This window comes from Bacteroidales bacterium (genome assembly GCA_021648725.1).
Lineage (GTDB): Bacteria > Bacteroidota > Bacteroidia > Bacteroidales > JAADGE01 > JAADGE01.
The window spans coordinates 41,139-57,825 of record JAKISF010000022.1 but is presented as its reverse complement, the minus strand read 5'-3'; the positions used below and the strand labels follow the sequence as shown (position 1 = coordinate 57,825).

The window sequence follows — 16,687 nt, the reverse complement described above, 5'->3', positions numbered from 1 at the left end:
TCGTTATAATATTGCCTTCAATTAGTAATGTTTCTAATAGTTCCGGTATTGCCGTAATCTCATTTGATTTATCATTAACTCTTACTTGACCTAAAACTAAATTGTTTTGATTTGCCCATGCACTGACACCATGTGTACGGGAGATTTCTTTCCTGCTGACTTAGCTCCTCTTAATGTTTTTCCGTCAATTGCAATAACTTGCCCCTTTGATATATTTGATATTGAATTAACCCAATCTATAAAACAACTTTCAAATTGAGAACTGTCAATTGAAGAAAAAAATCTGTTGATTGTGTCTTCTGACGGAATTCCATTAGGTAATTCTAGGAATTCTTTTAAAAAACCCACTTTTGAATTCGCAAACTCTACCATTTGCTTCTATGTTTCAGCTCCGCAAATAACTGAGCCTATGCCAATTCGGAGGATGCCATTTAGTTTGTGAAGTTGGTTTACATGGCTTCCGGGGTCGTCTGTACTGCCAAAAATGCTCACTAGTTTATTGTCTTTTTTCATGCCTTTTAACCATTTGGCTAACAGGCTAATATGCAAATAATTAATAAGAAAAAAGACAATTTTTGAAAGTATTTTCAATTAAAAAAGTATGAGTTTGCTCTGGGGAAATTTAAGCTAAATTTCGAAATTCAAAATTAAAATCTTAATTTCGCTGTGTTTTTTTAACGCACAGAATAATAACTCAACATGAAAAAATATAATTTTATAAACAATATTACAGGTTGGAGTGTTTTTGCAATTGCAGCAATTACATATCTGCTGACGATTGAACCTACTGCCAGTTTTTGGGATTGCGGAGAGTTTATCACTTCTGCATATAAATTAGAAGTGGGGCATCCGCCCGGAGCACCGTTTTTTATGATATTAGGGAGGTTTTTTACTCTTTTTGCATTCGGGAATGTTGAGCTTGTGGCTAAAATGGTAAATATATTATCTGCTTTAGCAAGTGCTTTTACAATTTTATTTCTCTATTGGAGTATTACACACATTGCAAAAAGAATTATAGTTAAAACAAAAGAATTTACACAGGCTCAATTAATTACAATAATAGGAAGCGGTATTGTAGGAGCATTAGTTTATACTTTTTCAGATTCATTCTGGTTTTCGGCAGTTGAAGGAGAGGTTTATGCAACCTCCTCATTTTTTACGGCAATTGTTTTTTGGGCTATATTAAAATGGGAAAGTGAAGCCGACCAAAAATATGCAAATCGCTGGTTAATATTAATTGCTTATTTAATGGGCTTATCAATAGGGATTCACTTGCTGAATCTGTTAGCAATTCCGGCAATTGTTTTTATCTATTATTTCAAAAAATACGAAGTAACTAAAAAAGGAATTATTTATGCTGCATTACTTTCTTTAGCAATGCTTCTTATTATTATGTACGGAATTGTACAAGGATTATTTGTTATCGGCTCTAAATTTGAATTATTATTTGTAAATGAATTCGGCCTACCTTTTTTCTCAGGATTAATTTTCTACTTTATTCTGCTTTTCGGAGCTGTTATTTTCGGAATATATTATACTTTTAAAAAAGGAAAAATACTTTGGAATACAATATTTACAATGTTTGCCGTAATATTAATCGGTTACTCTTCTTTTGCACTGATATTAATTCGCTCAAAGGCAGATACGCCCATGAATCAAAACAAACCGGACAATGTATTTGAACTGTTAGGCTACCTAAATCGTGAACAATACGGAGATCGACCTTTAATGTACGGACAATTCTTTAACTCGGAATTAGATGACAACAATCCTTATCCGAAAGTAAAAGATATTTATTTTCCGAAAAACGATAAAGACGGTAATGATGTTTATAAAATCGTTGATCAAAAGATAAAACGAAATTTCAAAAGTGAAGACAAAGCGTTTTTTCCAAGACTATACAGTGACCAAGAAAGCCCTGATCATATCAGCGGGTATATTAATTGGCTGAACAAAACAGAAGGAGATTTCTATTATGCACAAGTAAACCCGGAAACAAATGAGCCGATAAGAAACCGTTACGGAGAAATTCAGTACGACCATTACAGAAAAAAACGTTTGCCGACTTTCGGAGAAAACTTAGGTTACTTCTTCAGTTACCAACTTAACTTTATGTACTTCCGTTACTTTATGTGGAATTTTGCCGGAAAACAAAACGATATTCAAGGACACGGAAACGTTAAAGACGGTAATTGGATTAGCGGAATTAAATTCATTGATGAAATGAGGCTGGGCGATCAAGATAACATTACCGAAGTTATGAAGAACAACAAAGCCAGAAACACATATTTCTTTTTACCGTTGTTGCTCGGAATTTTAGGAATGATTTTTATGTACGGTCAAGGTAAAAAAGGAGTTCAATATTTTTGGGTTGTTATGATGTTCTTTTTCTTTACGGGAATTGCAATTGTTCTTTATTTAAACCAACCCCCGTTCCAGCCGAGAGAACGAGATTATGCTTATGCCGGATCATTTTATGTTTTTGCTATGTATGTAGGATTTGGAGTTGCTTTTATTTACAAGTTTCTGAAAAAATATATACCCGCAAAAACAGGGGCAATAATTGCAACCGTTTTTGGTGTAGGTGTTTCTGTTTTAATGGCTCAACAAAACTGGGATGATCATGACAGATCAAACAGGTTTACGGCAACAGATTATGCAAAAAACTATCTTGATTCCTGTGACGAAAATGCAATTATTTTTACAAACGGAGACAATGACACTTTTCCTCTATGGTATGTTCAAGAAGTCGAAGGCTACAGAACTGATGTTCGTGTTATTAACTTAAGTTATTTTAATACAGAGTGGTATATAGGACAAATGACAAAAAAAGCCTACAACTCTCCCCCCATTAAATTCACACTTACAAAAGAGCAATATGACAGAGGAAAAAGAGATGTAATTTACAAAATGGATAACCCCGGTATGTATTTACAAGAGCGTTACCAAGCAAATAAAAAAATGTTTGAAGAACAATATCAAGTTATTTATGATGAATTCTTTAGCTATCTTTCAAATTCAAACTTCGGAATAATATTTCCGAAAGAATATGCCTCATTATCAAAAGGGTACAACTCAATTGATCCTGTTCAGCTATATGGGTTTGCAAATAAAATAAATAACGAAGAGTTTTTGAAAAAGAACAGTTTAAACCTTGAAACAGATGATTTGACTGTATTTTTCAATAAAATTGAAACATTTTTAAATAAACTTAAAAATTCAAACTTATCGATTCCTTTACAAACCGTAATAAATCATATCGCACAAGAAGATAATAGGTATAAAGCTCCTCTGCAAAATCAACAAATGGTAAATTATTTGCCGACTACCAAGTTTAATATCCCCGTTAATAAAAAAACAGTTATTGAAAACGGAATTGTAGAAGAAAGTGATTCTTCAAAAATTTTAGATGCAATAAATTGGGATATCAGAAAACAACATATTACAAAAAACCAAATGATGGTTTTAGATATGCTTGCAACAAACAATTGGGAGCGACCTATTTACTTTGCAACAACGGTAGGAAACAGTCATTACTTAAACCTTGAAGATTATTTTCAACTGGACGGTTTAGCATATAAAATAGTTCCGATAAAAGTAAAAACAAAAACGTTCGGTTCTGAGGGAAGTGTAAACAGCGATGTTCTTTATGATAACATTATGAACAAATTTAAATGGGGCGGATTAGACACACACCCGGAGAAACTATATTTAGATGAGAATAACAGACGCTTTGTAATGAATTTTAAAAGTAGCTTCAAATCATTAGCGGAACAATTGATTGCTGAGAATAAGTTTGAGAAAGCAGAAAAGGCTCTTGATAAATGTGTAGGGATTTTCAGTAATGAAATTTCTCCTTATAATTATTATGACTTACTTTTTGCAGAACTATACTTCAAAATTAATAAAAACCAAAAAGCAGTTGAAATTATAAAAATTGCGACAAATAATTTTCAGGATGAGTTGAATTACTATGCTTCTTTAGAAGACAAACATTTGGAAGACAGACACGGGATGCAAGATGATGTCGGTCGTTTAGGTGCCGTTTATCAAGAAGCACTAAGAATTTTATATGATAACAAACAAAATGAAGTTGCAAACGAATTTGTATTAAAAGCATTCAGAACAATTGAGGAACGTTTTGAGTTTAACCAAAGCATGTCAGGTCATTTGACAGGACAAGACCAACAACTTTGGTATGCCGGCTTACCGGAATATCAAAAAGGCTTACTGCAGTTTTATATGTTTCTTGCTGAACATATAAGTGAATAAAAGTATTAAAATTAAGCCTCGAATTTACAAAAATTGAGGCTTAATTTTTTCCGTTAATATGTGACTTAAGTTTCATTGCCGGATATAAAGAAATTAATGTCCCCACAAACATAACCGAAATAAAAGTTAATAACAAGTCTGCAGTATTAACATCAATAGGGTAGGCTTCAACAATATAGTTGCCGTCAGACGGAAAAGTTACAAACCCGAAATATTCTTGCCCCAAACTTATTAAGCCCCCGAAAATAATTCCGAGAAATGCACCCGTAAAACTTATTAAAATCCCTTCTGTAAAAAATATCCTCTTAATACTTTTTAGCTTTGTTCCCATGCTTTGTAAAGTGAAAATATCTTCTTTTTTTTCAATAATAAGCATTGTTACCGATCCTATAATGCTGAAAGAAGCAATCAAAACAATAAACAACATTATAATAAATGCCGCCAGCCTTTCAGACTTCATAACCCTGTAAACATCAAACTGTTCTTGTTTGTCTTTTACAATAGCCTTTTCTCCGAGTATATTTTCAATCCGGCGTTTAATCTCTTGAATAAGGCTTTCATTATCAACTAAAATTTCAACTGAACTATACTCGGAACTGTCTCTTTTCGTTAATTGTCTTACAACCCGAGAAGAACTTATTAAATATTTTGCATCAAACTCAGCATCTAATGATATAACCCCGGCAGGTAAAACATTAACAACATTAAAAGATTGTTCCGGATTATGTATCCGTATTTTCTTTCTGTTAGGAATCCATAAAGATACAGTTTCTCCGGATTCAACAGAAATCCCCATTTCATAAGCAATACCGGCTCCTATTACAGCAAAGTTTTGCTTATTGCCGTGTGTTTTATAAACACCGTAATAAACAGTTGTGTCAATTCCGAAAACTTTTCCGTAATCTTCCGGAACACCCTTAATTCTGCAAATTAGTTGTCTGTCATTATGTTTTAAAAGAATGTTGTCTTCATTTATTTCAGCAAAATATTTTATCCCGTCAATCTTTTTTATTTTATCAAAACTGCTGTTGTCGGTGTTAAATACCTTACCTTTTGCCGGCAACAGAAGCAAGTCGGGAGCAAATGTTGAAATTTGCTCATCAATTAACTTCCCGAAACCGTTTATCGAAGATAAAACAATAATTAATGCTGCCGTAGAAACAGCAACAACTAAAACAGAAATACCCGAAATAATATTTATTGCATTTCTGTTTTTTTTTGAAAACAAATAGCGTTTTGCTATAAAAAAGGGGAAGTTCATTATTTTTTTAAAAGTTCGTCAATTTTTTCAGCATAATTTAATGAATCATCTATTTCAAAATGAAGTTCAGGTATTCTGCGAACTTGATTTCTGATTATATTACCCAACTCTCCTCTTAACTTTCTTGTATTGTTTTTAATCTCAGCAAAAACAGCATCTTTACTATCAGCAGGAAAAATACTAAGGTAAATTTTAGCAGAACCTAAGTCCGGCGAAACTCTTACAATTGTAACAGAAATAAGTTTATTCATATAATCAGATGCAGTTTTTTGAAAAATAAGGCTCATTTCTTTTTGTATAAGTCCTGCAACTTTTTTTTGTCTTGTTGATTCCATTTCTTTGAAAATTTATGCAAAGTTAAGTTTTTAAACGTTTTAATAAAAAAGAGATTTTTATTTATTATTTTTGAACAAAATTTCAGTTTAATTTAAACCTATAAAATTATGTTTTCAAAAGAATTATATATTTCAAGAAGAAAAAAGTTAAAAAATTTAGTTAATGACGGTTTAATCCTTATTCCCGGCAATTCAGACGTTCCGTTTAATTACCCTGCAAATATTTATACTTTCAGACAAGATAGTTCGTTTTTGTATTTCTTCGGAATTAACCAACCGAATATTATCGGCATAATCGACACAAATTCAGGAGAAGAATATATGTTCGGTAACGATGTTGATATTGATGATATTATTTGGATGGGAGAGCTTCCGACAATGAAAGATTTCTCTTTAAAAAATGGTGTAAAAAATACTGCACCTTTGCAAAAAGCCGATGAGTTTATTGAAAAAGCCTTGAAACAAGGCAGAAAAATACACTTCTTACCGGTTTATCGTGCAAAAACAAAATTACAACTTCAAAAATTATTGGGAATTCCTGCCGATGATTTAAATAAAAACACTTCGGAGGAACTGATAAAAGCAGTTGTTAAACTTCGTTCCGTAAAAGATAAATATGAGATTGAAGATATTGAACATTCCGTTGATGTTGCATATAAAATGCACACAACAGCAATGAAAATGGCAATGCCCGGAATGACAGAACAAGAAATTTTCGGAAAAATGGAAGGTATTGCTTTGGCACACGGAGGTCCTGTTTCTTTTCCTGTTATATTATCCGTAAACGGGCAAATTCTTCATAATCACCACCATAACAACACACTAAAAGCCGGTCAATTATTGGTTGCAGATGCCGGAGCTGAATCTGCCATGCATTATTGCAGCGATATTACCCGAACTTCGCCTGTAGGCGGAAAGTTTTCTGTAAAACAAAAAGATATATATGAAGCTGTTTTAGACGCAAATGTTGAAGTTATTAAAAACAGCAAACCTGGAGTTGCATACAAAGATATGCACCTGCTGTCTGCAAAAATAATTGCCGAGCGATTAAAAGCAGTAGGTTTAATGAAAGGAAATGTTGATGTTGCTGTTGCAAACGGAGCACATGCATTATTTTATCCTCACGGCTTAGGACATATGATGGGGCTTGATGTTCACGATATGGAAGGTCTCGGTGAAAACTTTGTGGGTTATAACGATGAATATAAAAGAAGTGAGCAATTCGGCTTAGCATTTTTAAGAATGGGACGAAAACTTGAAGAAGGATTTGTTATGACCGTTGAACCGGGTGTATATTTTATTCCGGCATTAATCGATATTTGGAAAAAAGAAAAAAAACATACCGACTTTATTAATTACGATAAGGTAGAAGAATACAGAGATTTCGGTGGTATCAGAATTGAAGATGATATTTTAATAACAAAAGATTCTTGCAGAGTTCTCGGAAAACCGATTCCGAAAACGGTTAAGGAAATAGAGGATTTGATGCGAGGATAAAATTAATTAAATGTTTATACGGCAATTTTAAATTATTGCATGGATTTAACTTTTGAGAAAATGAAAAAGCATTTTACGGCAATTATAATAATCATATGTTTTTCAAATATAATTTTTGCCCAAAACAAAGATTTCAGAAACAATATTGATGTTTTACATTATTCAATAAACTTGGATATTACAAATTTTATAAACAGAGAGATTTCCGGAAATACGGTTGTTAAATTAAGTCCTGTTAAAAAAGATATTACGGAAATTCAATTAGACTTACTGAAAATGGAAATTGACTCCGTTTTCTTGTTTAATGAAAAAGTTACGGATTATAAATACGACGGAAAATACATCATTATTCCGTACAAACCTGAAGTTTCAGACGGAGAATGTTGCACACAACTTAATATTTATTATCACGGTCATCCGGTGCAAGATGCGTCTTGGGGCGGCTTTTTCTTTTCCGACAGCACTGCATATAATATTGGTGTCGGTATGGCAGCCGAGCCACACAGTTTCGGCAGGGTTTGGTTTCCGTGTATCGACAGCTTTACCGATAAAGCAACTTATAATTATAATATAAAAGTTCCTGAAGGATACAAAGCAGTTTGCTCCGGAGTTCTTGAAAGTGAAACAAAAAATGAAGATAAAACAGTTACGTTTTCTTGGAGTTTAAAACAAGAAGTTCCAACATATTTGGTGTCGGTTGCCGTTGCAAAATATGATATTGTTGAAGATATTTATAAAGGTATAAAGCGAGATATTCCGATTAGTCTCTATGTTTATCCCGAAGATTACGAAAACGCTGTTTATTCTTTTCAAAACTTAAAGAAAGCACTGGCTTCTTTTGAAAAAGGATACGGAGAGTATGTTTGGGACAGGGTAGGTTATGTGGAGGTTCCTTTTACTTCCGGAGCAATGGAACATGTTTGCAATATTGCTTATCCTGAATATGCTTTTGACAGTACTTTGTTTCGAGAAACATTAATGGCACATGAACTTTCGCATCATTGGTTCGGGAATTTAGTTACCTGCAGAACCTCCGGTGATATGTGGCTGAATGAAGGCTGGGCATCCTTTTCGGAAGCATTATTTAAAGAAGATGTTTACGGAAAAGAAGCGTATAAAGAGTATGTTCGAGAAAATCATATAAAAGTACTGACTCAGGCACATATTCGTGATAACGGATACAGAGCTGTTTATGGTGTACCTCATGATTATACATACGGAACAACAGTTTATGATAAAGGAGCCGATGTTGCTCATACATTAAGAGATTATATGGGCGACAGTTTATTTTTTAATTCTCTTACGGCTTACATGAAAGCATTTTCGTACAGAGCTGCCGACACATACGAATTCAGAGATTTCATGTCAAAGCATTCAGGAGTAGATTTGATTCCGTTTTTTGACACCTGGGTATTTGAAAAAGGATTTCCGCATTTTTCAATAAATTCATTTAATGTTGAAAAAATAAAAACAGAATACAAGGCAGAAGTAATAATAGCCCAAAGATTGGTTGCTCGTGATTTTTACGGAGAACAAAACAAAATTAATCTGACGTTTGTTGATGAAAATTTAGGGTTTCACAAAAAAAGAGCAGTTATGTCCGGTCCGAGTGAAACATTAAATTTTTTCCTTTCTTCTAAGCCCGTTGCAGTATTAATTGATGCAGAAGAACAAATTTCGGATGCTACGGTTGATAATTATAAGATCTTTACAAAACCGGAAACATATAACTTTCCCTATACAGATTTTTCAATAATTTTCAGCAAGTTAAAAGAAAAAGCTGTTGTGCAAAGCATTGTAAACTTTATTAAACCGGAGTATAAAAACATTGAAGGTTATAAATTATCCGATGTTCAATATTGGGAAATCAGGGGTGCTGCTACCGATAAATATTCAGCAGAGGGTAGCTTTTTTGCAAGTATGACAGAAAATAATTTTGATGAGTTTTTTGATGAGGCTGTTTTTCTTTATCGTCCGAATGTTTATACAAAATTTGAAGAAATTGATACAAAATCAACTGAAATTAATGAATTTGAAGGTATATTAACAGTAAAAAACTTTAAATTCGGTCAATATGTATTAGCAGTTAAAAAATAAATTACTTTAAAAATAAATACGAAAATAAGCCCGTAAACATTAAGCCGAGCAAAGCATTAGAAAGTATCGGAGCAATTGATGTCATCCAAATTAGTGAAACTCCGAATGTAAGGGCAATAAAAATCAAAAAAGAAGATGCAAGTTTTGCAATAACTTTATGTTTCTTTAAAAACTTCATTCCCAAAAAACCGATGCTGCCCAAAACAATGCCGCCGGCAATAAAAGTTAACCAATCAAATTGAACAGTTGCCAGAATTATATCTTTTAACGGTTTAACCGGCTTTAATTCAGGCTTCATCGCTAATAAAAACAAAAGAAAAACCAAAACTCCGAATACAATACTTAATCCTTCATCTTTCGAAACATTAACCAAATGAATACTTAACCCGATTAATATAAAGAAAATAATCCAAAAAATAACGTAAAAAATGCCTTCTATTACCATTATTGATTTATTTTACTAAATGAAATGAATAAACAAATATACAAAAGCTATTTTAAAAACGCTAAAATGATTTTTAGTAAAAAAAAGCACCTTGTGTATTTTGCAGATTAGCAGGGACATATAAATCTTTGAGAATTTAAAATTATTTTTCCAACTTTTCATGTAACAAATTAAACTCTTATTCGTCTTATTACCGAACGCAAGATTAAATGACAATAAACGAATACAATAAAACTGTAAATAGGTTTTCTGATAATGTCTATCGTTTCATTCTTAAAAATTTAAAAAATGAAGAGCGAGCACAAGATATTATTCAGGACAGCTTTGAGAAGTTGTGGATAAACAGAAAAGCAGTCATTTACGAAAAAGCAAAATCATACTTATTTACAACAGCGTACAGAACGATGATTGATGTAATCAGAAAAGAAAAAAGAATGAGTTTAACAAATGACAGGCAAGTGTTTGAGTCAATTCATGAGGATAATTATTCTGATATTCAAGAAATTTTGCACGAAGCAATTAAACAATTGTCAGAAACACAAAAATCGGTTATTTTGTTAAGAGATTATGAGGGATATTCATACAAAGAAATTGCAGAAATTACCGAGTTATCAGAGGCACAGGTTAAAGTATATATTTACAGGGCAAGAGTTTTTTTAAAAAATTATATCGGAAAAATTGAAAATATAGTATAAAAAATCTAATTCAACTTGAAAACAATTAATAAACATAATTACGAAGCATTTTTCTTAGATTTTATCGAAGGAAACTTATCTGAATCTCAAATCAAGGATTTAAATAAATTTTTAACTGGAAATCCGGACTTGAAAGACGAATTAGAAAGTTTTGAAAATATTATATTAAAGGCTGAGACTGTCGAATATACACAAAAAGAAAATTTAATAAAGCAAACACAATCACAGTTTTTTGAAATAACCCAATTTGAATATCTGGCAATTGCCGACACAGAGGATGATAATACAAAAGCAGAAAAACTTGAATTACACAAAGAGTTAAATAAAAACCCCTGTAAAATCAAGGAGTTCAAATTAATAAAAAACACAAAACTGTTGCCCGATAATAATAATATTTACCCGTATAAAACGCAACTAATAAAAAGAACTGTTTCGTTTTATGTTAAGGTAAGTTCTTATGTGGCAGCTGCAGTAATTACATTGTTATTAATGTTAAATCAATTCTATTCAAATACTAACAACTCAAATAGTTTCGGGAAACAATCAATTTCAATAGCTGTAAACAACAAAAAAGCATTTGAAAATGATTCAGAAAAAATTATTACAAATAACACAATTAAAGAAAAAGAGCAAGAAGTAATAAATTCTCATAATCAAACAAACAAGCAAAATCAATCAAACAATCTTCTTGCGTTCAATGATAACGAACCTCATGCAACGGAAAATTTGTACAATGAAATAACTGTTCAGATTCCCGAAATAAAACATGAGGCTCTTATCTTGAACAAAATAAAACCGGAAATTGAAATCTCTCAAATAAACACAACTTTTGCTGAAAACGGTAAAAAGAAAAAAGAAATTCTCTGGAGATATGCAGAAACAGGTGTCAATATTTGGAAAAAAGTATCATCAAGTGATTTTGAGATGAATAATAAATACAAAAAAGACGGCAGTATTGAAAAACTGAATCTTTACGCATCAAATTTTAAAATAAGTAAAACATTTAATAAATAAAACAAACCGTTAAAAATAAGGAATAATGAAAAAAACATACATAAAAACAGTTTTAATATCGTTAATTTTTGCAAGCATTAATATTCAGGGATTTGCTCAAAAAGACACAACTGAATTCGAAATAGGGAAAAAGAAACTTATTATAGTTGAAAATAAAACCCAAAAAGAAAATGCAATTTATAATTTAGAAAAGGGCAAAGAATCATTTATAACCGAAATTCAACTTGCAGAAGATATAATAAAAAACCAGCAAGAATTGATAAGACAACAACAAAAACTTATAAGCGACCGTGAAAAATTAATAACAGAACAAGAAAATCTTAAAAATAATTCGGATGAACTTGAAAAAGCAAAAGGCGAACTTGAAAAACAAAAACTTGAATTAGGGAAACAAAAATCCGAATTAGAAAAGCAAAAATCAATTCTTGAAATAAACACAAAAAAGAAATTTGCATTTGAAAACGGAATAAAAGAAATTGAAAAAGGGATTGAGGAGATTAAAAAGGGACTAGACGAAATTGACTCAGAAATGGCGGAAATTGATTCTGAAAATGGCAAAATAGTTGTCGGCAACAATATTAAGAAAAAGAAATTTAATGCTCATTGGGCAGGCTTAGAAATAGCATTACTCAACTTTCTGAATAATTCGCAAACCATTATAAGCAGAGAGGATGCTGTATTCATGGAGATTGTTCCTGAAAAAACATTCAGTTACGGTTTAAATGTTTTTGAAAAAAACATTCCCATAAGCAAGTATCATTTCGGAATTGCAACCGGAACCGGAATTCAATGGAGCAGTTTAAACTTGGAACAAGATATTTACCTGTATGAAGGAGAAAATAATATAATAGCGGCAGAGGTTATCAATACGGACAATATTAAAGTCAAAAAAAACAAATTAAACGTTGCTTACATCAAAGTTCCGCTTATATTAGAATATCAAGTTCCCGTAAAAGGCAAAAAACTATACTTTAATGCAGGCATTTTCGGAAGTATCAGAGGGTGGTCAAAACAACGATTAGTATATTTTATTGACGGAAGAAAATATAAAGACAAAATAGTCGATAATTTTCAATTATCAGCATTCAGATACGGATTTTCTGCAGGTGCCGGATACGGAGATGTCGGAGTATTTGTTGAATACAGTATGACCCCTTTGTTCAACAGCGGAAAAGGTCCCGAAATGTATCCTGTAATGGTAGGGCTGAGGTTTATTGATTTCTAAGGGTAATAATGTTAAAAATGGATGTCCCTTTTTAAAGAGACGACTGTCCAAAATAAGAAGATGTGAAGCCGATTTTTGAATCAGATTCACATCTTGTTTTGGATAATGTCAAAACAGTAAACAGTTCTTACACTCTACTAAAGTTAATGCTTTTATCCTATAATATCAACCCAACCGAAAACATCTTCCTCGTCTCCGGTTTGAATTGCTGTCAGCTTGTTATACAGCTTTGTAGAAACTTCTCCCGGCTTGTCGCCGAAAAAATACACCTTCCCGTTTTCATCATCCGTTATTTTTTTTATCGGGCTGATAACAGCAGCTGTTCCGCAAGCTCCGGCTTCTTCAAAAGTTTCTAATTCTGATAACTCAACAGGTCTTCTTTCGACTTTTAATCCCAGATGTTCTGCTAACTTCATTAAACTTCTGTTCGTTATTGACGGTAAAATAGAATCTGATTTAGGAGTAATATATGTATTGTTTTTTATGCCGAAAAAATTTGCCGGACCGCACTCATCAATGTATTTTTTTTCTTTTGCATCAAGGTACAATACACTTGCATACCCGCCGTCATGAGCTTTCTTCATAGATGTCAGACTTGCAGCATAGTTTCCCCCGACTTTATATTGTCCTGTTCCTAAGGGTGCAGCTCTGTCATATTCTCTGGTAATTAACATTGAAACAGGGCTGAAGCCTGCTTTAAAATACGGTCCGACAGGTGTCACAAAAATAACTAATAAATATTCTTCTGCCGGACGAACTCCGACTTGTGGTCCTGTACCTATTAATAAAGGTCGGATATATAAAGATGCTCCGGTTCCGTATGGCGGAATAAATTTTTTGTTTTTTCTTATTACTCTGTTAATCATTTTTTTAAATAATTCAACCGGCGGTTCTGCCATTAGCACACCTCTTGCAGAGTCTTGCAGTCTTTTTGCATTTTCTTCCCATCTGAACAGTCTTATTTTTCCGTCTTTCCCTGTAAAAGCTTTCATTCCTTCAAAAGCTTCTTGTCCGTAATGCAACGAAGTTGCGGCAATATGAATCGGGATATGTTCGGAAGAAGACACTTCAATTTGTCCCCACTCTCCGTTTCTGTAGTAACATCTAACATTATAATCCGTTTTAATGTATCCGAACGGAAGTTCTCTCCAGTTTATGTTTTTCATGTTAAATTATTTAGAAATTAATGTTCAAATTTATATAATTATTATTTTATAATTTATGTTATAAAACAAGAAGGGTTTTGATGTCACATCAAAACCCTTTAACTTAATCTTCAGTAATGAGCTCTTTTATTCGTTCTATTTGCACCTCCTTATTTACGGTTCGCATATTTCGAGCGGTTTTTGTGAAATATTGGTGTACACTTAAAAACTTTACTTGTAATTTATTCCAGTCATTAAAAGAGCCGATAATACCCTGAACTTTAAGCTCTTGGTACAGGGTGTCCGAAACCGGAACCATGTCCCTTCTGCCTAAATAATCCAAATCCGCATCTGCAATAATTTGTTCTAACAATGTTTTGGGTTGTGGCGGTAATTTGGTTGCCATTATTATTCCTTTAATAATTTCAATTTGCTCTTTATCATAACCGAATTTCGGAAGAATTTCTTCGACAATTTTACACCCTTTTTCTTCGTGGTCAATTGCTCCTTCAACCTGACCGAAATCATGAAATAATGCAGCTGTTTTAAGTAATAACATATCTTCTTCTCCGACGCCTTCGCCATAACCGATAATCTCAACTCCTATTGTAACATCAATTGTGTGCTTATAACTGTGATAATAAAGGTGTTTAGGTAACTCCCTTTCTAACCTGTCAAGAACATAGTCGTTTAAGTCTTCGAATTTAATAATCTGAAACTTTGTTCGGAAAGCCCTATTCGGAATTTTTCCTTTTCCGTCAATCGAAAGATCGGGCCTGTATCCTTTTATAATATAAACCGGAACATCTCCTTTGTATTTTACCGGCATTTTTGAACGAAATTCACATGCAAAAAACTCTTTAATAAATTCATAAGTCATTCCCGACACACTAATTTCTGTCGGGTTGCTTGCAGATTCAATTCGACTTGCTATGTTTGCCGTATCACCTTTTATGTCGTATGAAATTTTCTTTTTTCCTGAAACAGTAGCCGTAACAGGTCCGGTATGAACCCCGAAAGTTAAACTCCAAATTTTTCGATCATTCTTTTTTGATTCTTCCTGAAGTTTTTTTAGATATGCCTGCATTTCCAGGGCAGCCATAATTACTTCAACAGGGTTTGTTCTGTTTTTCTTCGGAATTCCTCCCGCACACATAAAAGTATCACCAATGGATTTAACTTTTTGTATATTATGCTTTTCAACTACCTCATCGAAAGCAAAAAAGAAATTGTCTAACTCATCAATAAGGGCTTCAGCATCTTGCTCCTTTGACAGCTCTGTAAAGCCCTTAACATCAGAATAAAGAACCGTTACCATTTTATACCTTAAAGAAGAAGTTTTTGTTTTTCTGTTCATTTGTCTTTTTGCATCTGTCGGTAAAAAGGCCAACATTTCAGCATGTTTATCATTTTCCTCTCTTAGCTCTTCATTTTGTTCTGCCAATTCTTTATTCAGTTGGTCTAATGCTTCAACTCTTTCTTTTAAGACTTGAATTTCTGCTTGAATTTTTTTTTCATTTTCGGTTGCCATAAAAAATCGATTTTAAAAACGTGAGTGTAAAAATAATAAAATTAAATATTCTGTCAATATTATTTTTTAATATGGTTGCTTTTATTTTTTAATATGCGAATTTTCTTGATATTCAAATAAATTATTTATAAATTTGAATGCTAATAATAATTATATTGAAATTATGAATAATAACAGACCAATAATTATTCCTTGGGATTTTTCGGATTTAGCAGAATTTGCATTGCAACATGCTGAAAAAATGGCAAAAATTGTAAAGTGTGACATTTTGCTTCTTCATATTGTTAAAAAGAAGTCTGAAATTGAAAAAGCAACAGAAAAGCTTGAATCAACGGTTCTTGAACAAGGAAAAAAATATGGCATCAGGCCTAAGTTTGTTGTAAGGGAAGGCAGTATTTTTACCGACATTAATAAAATAATTGATGAGGAAAATGCTTTTTTTGCGATTATGGGAACACACGGCATTAAAGGAATGCAAAAATTTACAGGAAGTTGGGCATTAAAAGTTATTATAGGATCATCTGCTCCGTTTATTGTTGTTCAGGACAGTCCGCAAAGTGACAACCTAAACAAGATTGTTTTTCCTGTTGATTTCAAATTTTCTGAAAAAGAAAAGTTAGTTTGGGCTGAATTTATACATCGCTTCTTTAAGTCAAAGTTTTATTTATGCTACATTGATTCAAATGATCAAATTTTCAAAAAGAAAATTATCGCGAATATGATGATTGCAAAAAAATTCCTGACAGAGAAAGGAGTTGACTATGATATTGTAAAATTAGAAGGCAAGAACTTGTCTGACGAAGCATTGTTATATGCAGATGAAATAAAAGCTGACTTGATTATGATTACGACAACAAAGAATATCAGTTTTCACGATTATATGTTAGGGGCATCTGAACAAAAATTAATTGCAAATGAAAAGAAAATACCGGTAATGACAATAAACCCAAGAAAGGACTTGACTAAGTTAACCGGCTTTAATTAGAGTGTATTGATAAAACAGAAATATTTAGAATCAGCCTAAAACAGGCTGGTTTTTTCTTTTAGTAATGAATATGCAATAATAGTTTTTAAATGTTTATATAAACTAAACAGGTGTATTAAATTGGTTCAACAGGATAAAAATTAACAAAAAATCCTTAACTTTACGTACTTTGTATAATTTACTAA

12 protein-coding genes and 1 pseudogene are annotated in these 16,687 nt (G+C 32.3%); 7 read left to right on the top strand and 6 right to left on the bottom strand.

Going from position 1 to position 16,687, the window contains the following annotated elements; all coding sequences use genetic code 11:
* Positions 1–513: pseudogene (locus L3J35_09305) on the bottom strand (ISAs1 family transposase).
* Positions 514–699: 186 nt separating this feature from the next.
* On the opposite strand from L3J35_09305, the gene L3J35_09300 reads away from it, so the two are divergent.
* Positions 700–4,272 carry a DUF2723 domain-containing protein gene (locus L3J35_09300; protein ID MCF6366386.1) on the top strand — a complete coding sequence of 1,191 codons (3,573 nt, stop codon included), beginning with the start codon at positions 700–702 and terminating at the stop codon, positions 4,270–4,272.
* A 40-nt stretch (positions 4,273–4,312) separates the two neighbouring features.
* Here the strand turns inward: L3J35_09300 and L3J35_09295 are convergent, their stop codons facing one another.
* Positions 4,313–5,533 carry an ABC transporter permease gene (locus L3J35_09295; protein ID MCF6366385.1) on the bottom strand — a complete coding sequence of 407 codons (1,221 nt, stop codon included), beginning with the start codon at positions 5,531–5,533 and terminating at the stop codon, positions 4,313–4,315.
* Positions 5,533–5,868 (bottom strand): 30S ribosome-binding factor RbfA, encoded by a 336-nt coding sequence (gene rbfA, locus L3J35_09290; protein ID MCF6366384.1) that lies wholly within the window; start codon positions 5,866–5,868, stop codon positions 5,533–5,535. Before rbfA ends, L3J35_09295 begins: the two co-directional genes overlap by 1 nt.
* Positions 5,869–5,976: 108 nt before the next feature.
* Here rbfA and L3J35_09285 point away from each other — a divergent pair, with 108 nt between their 5' ends.
* The gene (locus L3J35_09285; protein MCF6366383.1) at positions 5,977–7,365 is read left to right on the top strand and encodes an aminopeptidase P family protein; all 1,389 of its coding nucleotides are present in this window, start codon (positions 5,977–5,979) and stop codon (positions 7,363–7,365) included.
* Between the two features lie 39 nt (positions 7,366–7,404).
* Positions 7,405–9,462, top strand: a complete 2,058-nt coding sequence (locus L3J35_09280) for a M1 family metallopeptidase (protein MCF6366382.1) — start codon at positions 7,405–7,407, stop codon at positions 9,460–9,462.
* A gap of 1 nt (position 9,463) precedes the next feature.
* Here the strand turns inward: L3J35_09280 and L3J35_09275 are convergent, their stop codons facing one another.
* Positions 9,464–9,907, bottom strand: coding sequence for a hypothetical protein (locus tag L3J35_09275; GenBank protein MCF6366381.1), 444 nt, complete (start codon positions 9,905–9,907; stop codon positions 9,464–9,466).
* 209 nt (positions 9,908–10,116) lie between these two features.
* On the opposite strand from L3J35_09275, the gene L3J35_09270 reads away from it, so the two are divergent.
* Genes L3J35_09270 through L3J35_09260 form a run of 3 tightly spaced genes read left to right on the top strand, consistent with a single transcriptional unit; the run spans position 10,117 to position 12,841 of the window.
* Positions 10,117–10,602, top strand: a complete 486-nt coding sequence (locus tag L3J35_09270) for an RNA polymerase sigma factor (protein ID MCF6366380.1) — start codon at positions 10,117–10,119, stop codon at positions 10,600–10,602.
* Positions 10,603–10,617: 15 nt separating this feature from the next.
* Positions 10,618–11,616, top strand: a complete 999-nt coding sequence (locus tag L3J35_09265; protein ID MCF6366379.1) for a hypothetical protein — start codon at positions 10,618–10,620, stop codon at positions 11,614–11,616.
* 25 nt (positions 11,617–11,641) lie between these two features.
* On the top strand, positions 11,642–12,841 hold the full coding sequence (locus L3J35_09260) for an outer membrane beta-barrel protein (protein MCF6366378.1): 1,200 nt from the start codon (positions 11,642–11,644) through the stop codon (positions 12,839–12,841).
* A 152-nt stretch (positions 12,842–12,993) separates the two neighbouring features.
* Here L3J35_09260 and L3J35_09255 read toward each other — a convergent pair whose 3' ends face one another.
* Together L3J35_09255 and L3J35_09250 are read right to left on the bottom strand one after the other, a co-directional pair.
* Positions 12,994–14,007 (bottom strand): branched-chain amino acid aminotransferase, encoded by a 1,014-nt coding sequence (locus L3J35_09255; protein MCF6366377.1) that lies wholly within the window; start codon positions 14,005–14,007, stop codon positions 12,994–12,996.
* Between the two features lie 103 nt (positions 14,008–14,110).
* Positions 14,111–15,517, bottom strand: coding sequence for an HD domain-containing protein (locus L3J35_09250; protein MCF6366376.1), 1,407 nt, complete (start codon positions 15,515–15,517; stop codon positions 14,111–14,113).
* A gap of 163 nt (positions 15,518–15,680) precedes the next feature.
* Here L3J35_09250 and L3J35_09245 point away from each other — a divergent pair, with 163 nt between their 5' ends.
* Entirely contained in the window at positions 15,681–16,502 is an 822-nt protein-coding gene (locus L3J35_09245) for a universal stress protein (GenBank protein MCF6366375.1), read from the top strand.
* Positions 16,503–16,687: the final 185 nt, after the last annotated feature.

Excerpts from the sequence above, each read along its gene's own strand:
- L3J35_09300 (MCF6366386.1), top strand. The coding sequence starts at position 700 with ATGAAAAAATATAATTTTATAAACAATATTACAGGTTGGAGTGTTTTT.
- L3J35_09295 (MCF6366385.1), bottom strand. The coding sequence starts at position 5,533 with ATGAACTTCCCCTTTTTTATAGCAAAACGCTATTTGTTTTCAAAAAAA.
- rbfA (MCF6366384.1), bottom strand. The coding sequence starts at position 5,868 with ATGGAATCAACAAGACAAAAAAAAGTTGCAGGACTTATACAAAAAGAA.
- L3J35_09285 (MCF6366383.1), top strand. The coding sequence starts at position 5,977 with ATGTTTTCAAAAGAATTATATATTTCAAGAAGAAAAAAGTTAAAAAAT.
- L3J35_09280 (MCF6366382.1), top strand. The coding sequence starts at position 7,405 with ATGGATTTAACTTTTGAGAAAATGAAAAAGCATTTTACGGCAATTATA.
- L3J35_09275 (MCF6366381.1), bottom strand. The coding sequence starts at position 9,907 with ATGGTAATAGAAGGCATTTTTTACGTTATTTTTTGGATTATTTTCTTT.
- L3J35_09270 (MCF6366380.1), top strand. The coding sequence starts at position 10,117 with ATGACAATAAACGAATACAATAAAACTGTAAATAGGTTTTCTGATAAT.
- L3J35_09260 (MCF6366378.1), top strand. The coding sequence starts at position 11,642 with ATGAAAAAAACATACATAAAAACAGTTTTAATATCGTTAATTTTTGCA.
- L3J35_09255 (MCF6366377.1), bottom strand. The coding sequence starts at position 14,007 with ATGAAAAACATAAACTGGAGAGAACTTCCGTTCGGATACATTAAAACG.
- L3J35_09250 (MCF6366376.1), bottom strand. The coding sequence starts at position 15,517 with ATGGCAACCGAAAATGAAAAAAAAATTCAAGCAGAAATTCAAGTCTTA.
- L3J35_09245 (MCF6366375.1), top strand. The coding sequence starts at position 15,681 with ATGAATAATAACAGACCAATAATTATTCCTTGGGATTTTTCGGATTTA.